Origin of the sequence: Moorena sp. SIO4G3 (assembly GCF_010692305.1) — a bacterium.
GTDB classification, from domain to species: Bacteria; Cyanobacteriota; Cyanobacteriia; order Cyanobacteriales; family Coleofasciculaceae; genus Moorena; species Moorena producens_A.
In genome coordinates this window covers 1-8,702 of the sequence record NZ_JAAHIG010000358.1, presented here as the reverse complement: position 1 = coordinate 8,702, position 8,702 = coordinate 1, and the positions used below count along the sequence as shown (strand labels likewise).

Genomic DNA, 8,702 nt, shown 5'->3' with positions numbered 1-8,702 from the left:
TCCCCCTGCTGCTGCGGACTATGACCCCTTAGTGTCTTGGAATGAGGGTACGACTAAGGACACGATTATTAACTTTGTGGAAGAGGTTACCAATCCTAACAGTTGTAATTACGTTCCTCCTAGCGATCGCATCGCCACGTTTGATAATGATGGAACCCTGTGGACTGAAAAACCAGAATATATTCAGGAGTCATTTATCAAATATAGGCTAAGTAATGCATTGCCAGCTCTTCAAAAACTTCCTTCTTTAACTGAAAAGGATGTCATGGTAAAGGATATCACCCTAGAATATATCCAACCGGAGCCATTAACACCGGAAGAGTATAAACAGAAAGCTAGGGACTTTCTGGATACACAAAATCATCCATACCTTGGAGTTCCATACATCGAGCTGACTTATCAGCCCATGGTTGAACTGGTCAATTATCTCCAAAGTAATGATTTCAAGGTCTATATTTGCTCTGGGGGAGGACTTGATTTTATTCGCTCCTTTGCCGAAGATGCCTACAGTATTCCCCCTGAAAACGTTATTGGTACGACCGTCCAAACAGAATATATTGCCCAAGGCGATGGATCTTATCTCTTGGTTAGGAAGCCAGAACTTGTGCAACCTATTAACGATGGACCAGGTAAACCAGTGGGAATTCACCGCTACATTGGTAAAAAACCAATTATGGCAGTTGGTAATTCCAGTGGTGATTTACAAATGCTTGACTACACTGATGATAGCATTGGTCCAGCTTTAATGGTACTGCTTCACCATGATGATCCTCGCGAATGTCCCTATGCTGAGGAAGCTGGAATTGACTGTCCATACGATAAAAAAGACCCCGAGGATATTAATATTTTTGATGTGGCCAATGAGCGTGGTTGGACAGTTATCAGTATGGAAAAAGATTTCGTAACAGTGTATGGAGACATAACTCCATCGGTAACTCCATTGGATAATGGATCTGGATCTGAACAAGCATCTGGAGATGAGAACACATCTGGATATGAGAACACATCTGGAGATCAAACAACATCTTCTAAATACCAACGCTCAGTGCGCTCATCAGTTGCTGGTAGGTATCGTAGGTACTAAAAGCTAAGCCCTAGTATAGCGGTTTTCAATTTGGTCAGGTACAGAGTCCCTGGTTTTAGGGAACAGCGGATCTGGGAACAGGGAACAGATAATAGGCAAGAGGCAAGAGGCAAGAGGCATGCTAGACCCACCCCTAACCCCTCCCAGGAGGGGAAGGCAAGAGGCAAGAGGCAAGAGGTAAAAAATCCTTTGTACCTCATTAGGTTGGAATCAGCTATACCCCTCTTCTGTCACTCTCCGAAAAGGCTTGCCTTTTCGGAGTCTGCCGAGTATAGGCCAGGCAAGGGATAGCGTAATTTTTTCCGAGTAGCAATTCTGGAGAGTGTGAAATTGACCAAAATGCGATCGCAACACTCTATATCACCGAGTATACCTTGGCTCTAGAATTTCCTAATCATAGCAGAAACCGGAAAGTGACAGAAGAGGGATACTCCTAATAGCTTTTATGGTTCAAGTAATGAAGACTGCTCGGTTAAAATCACTTCTCTTCAAACTTTTCCTCAGTTTCCTGACAGTATGCCTAGTCTTTGGCACTGCCACACCAGTGAAGGCATCTCCCACGGTAAATAGCTGCCCTCAAGGTATGACCTTCATTCCTGGGGGCACTTTCAAGATGGGTTCCGAGGTTTACTATCCTTCCGAGCGCTCTGCGGACGATGTTACCGTTGAGAGCTTCTGCGTCGATAAATACGAAGTGACTAATGCAGCATTTGCCAAATTTGTCAAGGAAACTGGTTATATTACAGTAGCAGAGCGTCCCCTCTCCTCGGAACAGTTTCCCGACTTACCAGAGGAGCAACGGGCACCTTCCTAGTCCACTACTCATTATAACGGTTCCCCTTTGTTGCGGTAAGCATCCCGCTGACTATTGAAGGATAATAGTCCTAGAAGTTGTAGAAAAAGTAATGGCTGCCAAAGACCTATTCCATGATGCTGTAAAACAAGCACTCCTAAAAGACGATTGGATTATCACAGCAGATCCCCTAAAAATTAAAATTGAGGGAGTTAAGCTTGAAATAGATTTAGCAGCAGATAAAATTATAGCAGCTCAAAAAGCAGAACGAAAAATAGCAGTTGAAATAAAAAGTTTCCTCAATACTTCGGCAATTACCGATTTTCATGCTGCACTAGGTCAATTTTTAAACTATCGTCTAGCATTACAAATGAGCGAATCAGATAGAATACTTTATCTGGGAGTTCCTGTTGATACATTTGAATCATTCTTCCAAGAAAAATTGCCCCAAGAAGCAGTTAAGGTTTATCAAGTAAAATTGCTCATATACAATCCTGTTGAAGAGGTAATAATGGAATGGAAAAATTAGAAAAGTACCGATTAATAATTCGCCAATTATTAACTAATCATGCCAGGTTAGAAGCGACTAATTCAGATTCAGAGATTGAAGGTCAACTTATTTTTGACACAGAACATGACCATTATCAACTTCTAGATATCGGCTGGGATGGACTCAAACGAGTTTATAACTGTTTCATCCATTTAGATATCAAAGATGGTAGAATTTGGATTCAGCGAAATATGACAGAAGCTGATTTAGCACAAGATTTGGTGGCAATGGGTATACCAAAAGACGATATTATTCTCGGTTTACATCCCAGTTATAAACGTCCTTACACAGGCTATGGAGTGGCTTAGAGGTTGTCTGAGAAGTCTAATTTGCTACATCCAAGCCCCCTAAATCCCCCAATTTTGCGGTGCGACCCAAGGGCGATTTACTCGCCCATTGGAAAGCGCACCGGAAGGGACTTTTAGAAGCCAATTGACTCTTGTTCCCCCCAAAGTTGGGGGGCTAGGGGGGCAAAATGCAGTATCAAAAAACTTTTCAGATATCCTCTTAGTGATATTCAGCTTATGGGCTATGGGCACGCTACTTGAGGTACCATTGGTCTTTGGGCAACGGCTGATAGCTGAACTGATCGCTGACCGCTTAATGCTTACGTACTATACCAATCCGTGTAGGAATTGTGAGAATTTTTGTTCCCTGTTCCCTACTCCCTGTTCCCTGTTCCCAGATCCGCTGTTCCCTTTGGTATAATAGCTTTTCTGACTCAACAATGAAGACTCCTTGGTTAAAATTACTTCTATTCAAACTTTTCCTCAGTTTCCTGACAGTATGCCTAGTCTTTGGCACTGCCACACCAGTCAAGGCATCTCCCACGGTAAATAGCTGCCCTGAAGGTATGACCTTCATTCCTGGAGGCACTTTCAAGATGGGTTCCGACGTTTACTACCCTTCCGAGCGCTCTGCGGAGGATGTTACCGTTGAGAGCTTCTGCATCGATAAATACGAAGTCACTAATGGGGAATTTGCCAAATTTGTCAAGGAAACGGGTTATATTACCGTAGCAGAGCGTCCCCTCTCTTCGGAACAGTTTCCCGACTTACCAGAGGAGCAACGGGCACCTGGTTCCCTAGTCTTTCAGATGCCGGACAATGGTGTTAGACCAGTGGGTTACCTGAGCTGGTGGAAGTGGACTCCTGGGGCTGACTGGCAACATCCCTTTGGTCCAAAGAGCAACATTAAAGGTAAAAAGAACTATCCCGTCGTCCATGTTGCCTATGAAGACGTTCAAGCCTATGCTAAGTGGGCAGAGAAGTCAGTACCCACAGAAGCCCAATGGGAATATGCTGCTCACGGTGGACTGGATGATGCTACCTACAGCTGGGGTCAGCAATACTCCGCCAAGAAGGCTAATACCTGGCAGGGATTTTTCCCCTTTTTCAACACCAAAGCTGATGGTCACACCGGCACTGCACCTGTAGGTTCCTTTGAACCAAATGGTTATGGTTTGTATGACATAACTGGTAATGTCTGGGAGTGGACCTCAGATTGGTATAGCATCGGTCACCATGGCAAAGCCCACAGTCTTAATCCTACAGGACCTAATCAAAACGAAAGCTTCGACCCCAGAGAACCGGGTGTTGCTAAACATGTAATTAAAGGCGGGTCTTACCTGTGTGCTCCTAACTATTGTAGTCGCTATCGTCCTGCGGCTCGGGAGTCTCAATCACCGGATACTGGAACAACTCATATTGGGTTTCGTTTAATTATATAATGTCCAGTTGCTGAGGGGGTGACAACAAGGCTAAAGACTAGACAGGGTATGGGGTGTGGGGTGTGGGGTGTGGGGAAAATAGAAGCGATGCAGCGCGGTCTTGGGGAGGCAGCGCGGTCTTGGGGGTTTCCCCCATGAGCGACTGCCGTGGTTTCCCCCACTCGCGCTTTGCATGGCTGACAGCGATGCAGCGCGGTCTTGGGGGTTTCCCCCATGAGCGACTGCATCAAGACAGGGAATTTGGAGTGAGTAAGCGCGATAACAATCGCTCATATAGCTGATTTAACCGTCCCGTCGCAACTCCGCCAGCTCCTAATTTTTCCCCTCCTGGGAGGGGTTAGGGGTGGGTTCCCTACACCCATCACCCCACACCCCACACCCCGTAAAGCTTTTAAGGCTGTTTGTCACCCCGTCAGGTCCAGTTGAGATGACTAGGAGTTTCGCATTGACAAGAAAGACAGAATATGCAGATGATATTGTTGTTCTTCATTATTTATTTAAATATGGAAGTATTTGACTATGATCAAATCAGAGCTACTTTGCTTAAAGGGCCTCGTGTAACCTCTCTCCTGAACCATTTTGAGAATATTGCTGCGGGTACCTCTCAAGCACCTACACAAAGCATATATGCAACCTCTGACTTTTTAAGTAAAAGCAATGAATACCGGGAATATCATACTGTATTTCAACGCAATATAGGAACATTTTATAAACATCTCTGTGCCAGTATTCCCTTTTTTATAGAAGAGCAATGCCGAATCGGTGTAGCTCTACAAAGGTTAGCAAAACACCGACTAAAAGATGAGAAAAACCCTTTTACTTATTATGAGACAAGTTCAGCAGATGGAACAAATGCAAGAACAGTGGCTGAATATTCGCAAGGCATGATTAGAACTTTAACTGACTCTCCAAATCTAGCCAATGGAGAAAATTTCCATAAGCTTTGCCAACACAGCTATTCCGATTTTTATATCGGACCTTTTGTAGACATCACTCCTGAGTATATTTCAGCAAGAAACGATCGTCCTTATCTCAAATATGGTTTTGATGTCATCTATGAAAATACAACATTTCAAATGTATGATCCTAATCGTAAAGCTCAAATTGCATATGTGAAGCGAGTACTTAAAAGTGATGGATTAATGATCTTTTGTGAAAAGCTGATTAATCCGGTCCGTGATGAGTATGAAAGGAGAGAACATCTAAAGGATAACCTGTTTAAGTCCCATTACTTTACTAAAGCTGACATCGACCAAAAAGTTTCGCAGATCCTCGAAGAGATGGAGCAATGTCAAGTGACCTTGGATGAGTTAGTAGATTCTATAAGTTATCACTTTAAATATGCGTATATGATCTGGAATAGCACTAATTTTTATGAACTTGTTGCATCTAACGATCGCTCTAATTTGCAAAAATTTATTTCTTTCCTTGGGGAACATTATGTTCCTGCTCCTTTTTTGTGTGAAGAAACTTTAGTCAAACCACTTATTTGATTTGTGAATCTATAAATTTAATGTGTTAAATAGGTGATTAATGATTACAAAATTATTACTATCTGGTATCTTTATAGGCTTCTTTATTGCTTTGCCTTTTGGTGGGAACGCAGTCCTTTGTACAAAAAATACTTTATCCTATGGTGGGAAGTCTGGCCTGGCTACAGGACTAGGAGCGGCTACTGCTCATACTGCCTATAGTTTTATAGGATTTTCAGGACTCGTTGCGGTTAAATCCTTGTTATCAAATTACCTTGGAATATTAGAAATCATAGGTGGTTTTTTTCTCTGCTACTTTGGAGTTTCTAGTATCCGCAAAGATATATTTGATATCAATGCAGATAATATGAAAAAGTCAGGATTAATAAAAACCTATCTGGGATCTACACTTTTTGCCCTAACAAATCCTAAAAGCATAATCGTAGCGAGTATCCTAATAACTGAGTCAGAAATTTTTAACATGATTGACTATAATGAAGTTTTTTTATTGAGTGTAATCCTATCCGGTATTTTCATGGGTTCAGCCTTTTGGTGGTTAATCTTAGTGACTTTCCTCAGTTTGATGAAAAAACTATTAAATCCAATATATTTGGTTGTTTTGAACCGTATTGCTGGAGCATTAGTAATCTTTTTTGGTCTATTTTTTTCGGTGTTAGGATTCGCAAAGATCTGGCTTTTCCCTCACAGCACCTTACAATTTATGGGCTATAATTCGTAATCAGCTCGATCAAGTTTATCTTGTAGGGTGGCTTGAACTATGAAACCAATCCACTACAGGCGTTTAATCAAAATGATATATACTTAGTCATAGTATGAATATTTTTGAAAAACTCGAATCCAATGTACGCATTTACAGCAGATCGTTCCCCATCCTATTCAATAGCTTTTTTTAAAGAACCCTAAAACTCCCAAAAAAAACTTTTTAAAACCCTTGACAAATTAAATTATAATCATTACAATAATCAATATAAACCAAGTTGAACTTTATCACGATGTCAGAAACCTTTACTCGCAATTTCAAGAAACAACCTACTCACCACACTCTGAAAGGTCCTCGTCAATCAGTAATTGAGAGTATGCAGATGCTGTATGCCCTAGGCTATGCGGAGATTGCGGAGTGGACTCCTCTGGAACCGACTAATATTCCAGGTGAAGTGATGACGACTATGACCAAGTATTGGTTATTACCATAACACCTTAAATTTATGGGGGGGTTTCCCCCCTTCACCAAGGTTTTTGGAAACTTCTGACATATGTGATTGACATAGCCGTGGATAGTATTTCTACGGCTATTTTTTTTGTAAGTAGGGTTTGCTGAAAAAGTATTTTGTATGGGATTGAGTCAGGAGTTAGGAGTCAGGAGTTGGAGTTACGGAGTTAGGAGAAATGGGAATTATATAGGAGGTAGTCGGAATAATTGTCCCTTGATTTTTCTGCTCTTGTCTGCCCAATGCTGTTAGGTACTTTCGTTCTTGGTTTTTAGGGAACAGGGAATCGGGAATCCCACACTCTCCCTTTGACTCTAAATGTAAAAACCTACTCCCTCGGTGCGCTAATGCAGGTCAACTTTTGCCTCTAGCATGCATGCCTTTTGCCTTGCGCGTAGCGCTATATTGACAAGATTGGTTTGGTCGGTAAAAATAGCCTTGTTTGCCTTAAAGCGGATCAGCAATTACACCCGAGAAATCTTAGCTCATGAAAAAAAGAACGTTCTTAGTTTTCCTCTCGATTCTCTTATCAGTGTTTTGCCTAGGAGGCTTTGTGGCATCTCCCCCTGCTGCTGCCGACTATGACCCCTTACTGTCTTGGAATGCCGGTGCGGCTAAGCAAACGATTTTTGACTTTGTGCAAGAGGTTACCAATCCCAACAGTGATAACTACGTTAGTCCTAGCGATCGCATCGCGGTCTTTGATAATGATGGAACCCTGTGGAATGAAAAACCCAAAAATATTTACGGGTTATTTATCAAAGATATGCTAGGTAATGCCTTTTCGACTAAAAGGGATGCCATTTTTGAAGACCTCAAACTCCAGGGATTAACACCGGAATACTATCAACAGAAGGCGAGGTTTTTTCTGGATAATTCCAAGCATCCAGACTTTGGAGTGCCATACATACAGGTTACTTACCAGCCCATCGTTGAACTGGTCAATTATCTCAGGAGTAATGATTTCAAAGTCTATATTTGTTCTGGGGCGGGACTTGATTTCATTCGCTCCTATGCCGAAGATACCTACGGTGTTCCCCCTGAAAATATTATTGGTACGACCGTCCAAACTAAGTTTATTACCAAAGACGACGGCTCTCATGTCTTGGTTAAGACACCAATACTGGTCAAACCGATTAATAATAACGAAGGTAAAGTAGTGGACATTGACCGCTACATTGGTAAAAAACCAATTATGACAGTTGGTAATTCCGATGGTGATTTAGCTGTCCGGCAAAATTCATCCCACATCTCAATGCGCATTGAGATGTGGGATGAATTTTGCACAGGATCTCTTGGATTCGGCAAAGCCTACGCTACGCGAACAGGGAAACGGGCTATCAAGCTTCTAAGTAACGATGAGTGAGTCATTCCTCTCCATTCTGCTTCTTGCTCCAACTGTTTTTTCTCAAAATCGGTAAGTCTAATTGTCATTTTTATTGTTTTTATTTTGACTAGCGGTTTGAATAGCTGCATACTATAATAATTGTAATAGGTCGATATCCGAAAGAACAAGAACAGTGAGAATCGCTTATCAATACCGCTTACGTCCAACAAAAGAGCAAAAACTCAAGATAGACAATTGGCTGTCTATGCTGTGTGCTCAGTATAATTATTTGTTAGCTGACCGGTTCAATTGGTACGATAAAAATCGATGTCCTATTAATGCCTGTCCTCTTGTCTGTCACCTTTCTGAATTAAGGGATAACCCTGATTACTACAGCCAGGTGCGATTCGTTAGCTATAAACCTTATCCCATAAAAGATTTGGGGGATTAGCTGCTTGGTCTACTGAACCATGATAACTTGATAACCATGATGGTGAAAATCCATCCCTCGTGAAATC

General features: G+C 41.9%; 12 protein-coding genes and 1 pseudogene. 11 read left to right on the top strand and 2 right to left on the bottom strand.

Annotated features, from left to right (window positions below; genetic code table 11):
- Window positions 1-1,084 (top strand): HAD family hydrolase (locus F6J99_RS36440; protein ID WP_293120541.1); only part of this gene is annotated, 1,084 nt, incomplete at its 5' end.
- On the opposite strand, the gene F6J99_RS36435 is transcribed toward F6J99_RS36440, so the two are convergent.
- Complete coding sequence (locus F6J99_RS36435; RefSeq protein WP_293120539.1) at window positions 1,081-1,284, bottom strand: hypothetical protein; 204 nt, start codon at window positions 1,282-1,284, stop codon at window positions 1,081-1,083. The genes F6J99_RS36440 and F6J99_RS36435 overlap by 4 nt on opposite strands.
- Window positions 1,285-1,529: 245 nt before the next feature.
- Here F6J99_RS36435 and F6J99_RS36430 point away from each other — a divergent pair, with 245 nt between their 5' ends.
- The 5 genes from F6J99_RS36430 (at window position 1,530) to F6J99_RS36410 (ending at window position 4,156) form a co-directional block, all read left to right on the top strand.
- Complete coding sequence (locus F6J99_RS36430; RefSeq protein ID WP_293120537.1) at window positions 1,530-1,898, top strand: SUMF1/EgtB/PvdO family nonheme iron enzyme; 369 nt, start codon at window positions 1,530-1,532, stop codon at window positions 1,896-1,898.
- A 91-nt stretch (window positions 1,899-1,989) separates the two neighbouring features.
- Complete coding sequence (locus F6J99_RS36425; protein ID WP_293120536.1) at window positions 1,990-2,406, top strand: XisH family protein; 417 nt, start codon at window positions 1,990-1,992, stop codon at window positions 2,404-2,406.
- Window positions 2,394-2,735 (top strand): XisI protein, encoded by a 342-nt coding sequence (locus tag F6J99_RS36420; RefSeq protein WP_293120535.1) that lies wholly within the window; start codon window positions 2,394-2,396, stop codon window positions 2,733-2,735. The genes F6J99_RS36425 and F6J99_RS36420 overlap by 13 nt, the downstream gene beginning before the upstream one ends.
- A gap of 124 nt (window positions 2,736-2,859) precedes the next feature.
- Window positions 2,860-3,135, top strand: coding sequence for a hypothetical protein (locus F6J99_RS36415; protein WP_293120533.1), 276 nt, complete (start codon window positions 2,860-2,862; stop codon window positions 3,133-3,135).
- Complete coding sequence (locus F6J99_RS36410) at window positions 3,065-4,156, top strand: formylglycine-generating enzyme family protein (protein ID WP_293120531.1); 1,092 nt, start codon at window positions 3,065-3,067, stop codon at window positions 4,154-4,156. The genes F6J99_RS36415 and F6J99_RS36410 overlap by 71 nt, the downstream gene beginning before the upstream one ends.
- Here F6J99_RS36410 and F6J99_RS36405 read toward each other — a convergent pair.
- Complete coding sequence (locus F6J99_RS36405) at window positions 4,129-4,371, bottom strand: hypothetical protein (RefSeq protein ID WP_293120529.1); 243 nt, start codon at window positions 4,369-4,371, stop codon at window positions 4,129-4,131. The two genes, F6J99_RS36410 and F6J99_RS36405, sit on opposite strands and share 28 nt — an antisense overlap.
- Before the next feature lie 288 nt (window positions 4,372-4,659).
- On the opposite strand from F6J99_RS36405, the gene F6J99_RS36400 reads away from it, so the two are divergent.
- The 5 genes and pseudogenes from F6J99_RS36400 to F6J99_RS36380 all read left to right on the top strand — a co-directional run.
- Window positions 4,660-5,649, top strand: coding sequence for a hypothetical protein (locus F6J99_RS36400; RefSeq protein WP_293120527.1), 990 nt, complete (start codon window positions 4,660-4,662; stop codon window positions 5,647-5,649).
- A gap of 40 nt (window positions 5,650-5,689) precedes the next feature.
- Window positions 5,690-6,367, top strand: a complete 678-nt coding sequence (locus F6J99_RS36395; RefSeq protein WP_293120525.1) for a LysE family transporter — start codon at window positions 5,690-5,692, stop codon at window positions 6,365-6,367.
- A gap of 274 nt (window positions 6,368-6,641) precedes the next feature.
- A complete protein-coding gene (locus F6J99_RS36390) occupies window positions 6,642-6,842 on the top strand; it encodes a hypothetical protein (protein ID WP_293120523.1) in 201 nt (66 codons plus the stop codon).
- Window positions 6,843-7,344: 502 nt separating this feature from the next.
- A complete protein-coding gene (locus tag F6J99_RS36385; RefSeq protein WP_293120521.1) occupies window positions 7,345-8,223 on the top strand; it encodes a haloacid dehalogenase-like hydrolase in 879 nt (292 codons plus the stop codon).
- A gap of 154 nt (window positions 8,224-8,377) precedes the next feature.
- Window positions 8,378-8,584, top strand: a pseudogene (locus F6J99_RS36380) (helix-turn-helix domain-containing protein); the annotation flags it as partial.
- Window positions 8,585-8,702: the final 118 nt, after the last annotated feature.

Coding starts and splice junctions, on each gene's coding strand:
- F6J99_RS36435 (WP_293120539.1), bottom strand. CDS start 1,284: ATGAGGTACAAAGGATTTTTTACCTCTTGCCTCTTGCCTCTTGCCTTC.
- F6J99_RS36430 (WP_293120537.1), top strand. CDS start 1,530: ATGGTTCAAGTAATGAAGACTGCTCGGTTAAAATCACTTCTCTTCAAA.
- F6J99_RS36425 (WP_293120536.1), top strand. CDS start 1,990: ATGGCTGCCAAAGACCTATTCCATGATGCTGTAAAACAAGCACTCCTA.
- F6J99_RS36420 (WP_293120535.1), top strand. CDS start 2,394: ATGGAAAAATTAGAAAAGTACCGATTAATAATTCGCCAATTATTAACT.
- F6J99_RS36405 (WP_293120529.1), bottom strand. CDS start 4,371: ATGGGGGAAACCCCCAAGACCGCGCTGCATCGCTGTCAGCCATGCAAA.
- F6J99_RS36400 (WP_293120527.1), top strand. CDS start 4,660: ATGGAAGTATTTGACTATGATCAAATCAGAGCTACTTTGCTTAAAGGG.
- F6J99_RS36395 (WP_293120525.1), top strand. CDS start 5,690: ATGATTACAAAATTATTACTATCTGGTATCTTTATAGGCTTCTTTATT.
- F6J99_RS36390 (WP_293120523.1), top strand. CDS start 6,642: ATGTCAGAAACCTTTACTCGCAATTTCAAGAAACAACCTACTCACCAC.
- F6J99_RS36385 (WP_293120521.1), top strand. CDS start 7,345: ATGAAAAAAAGAACGTTCTTAGTTTTCCTCTCGATTCTCTTATCAGTG.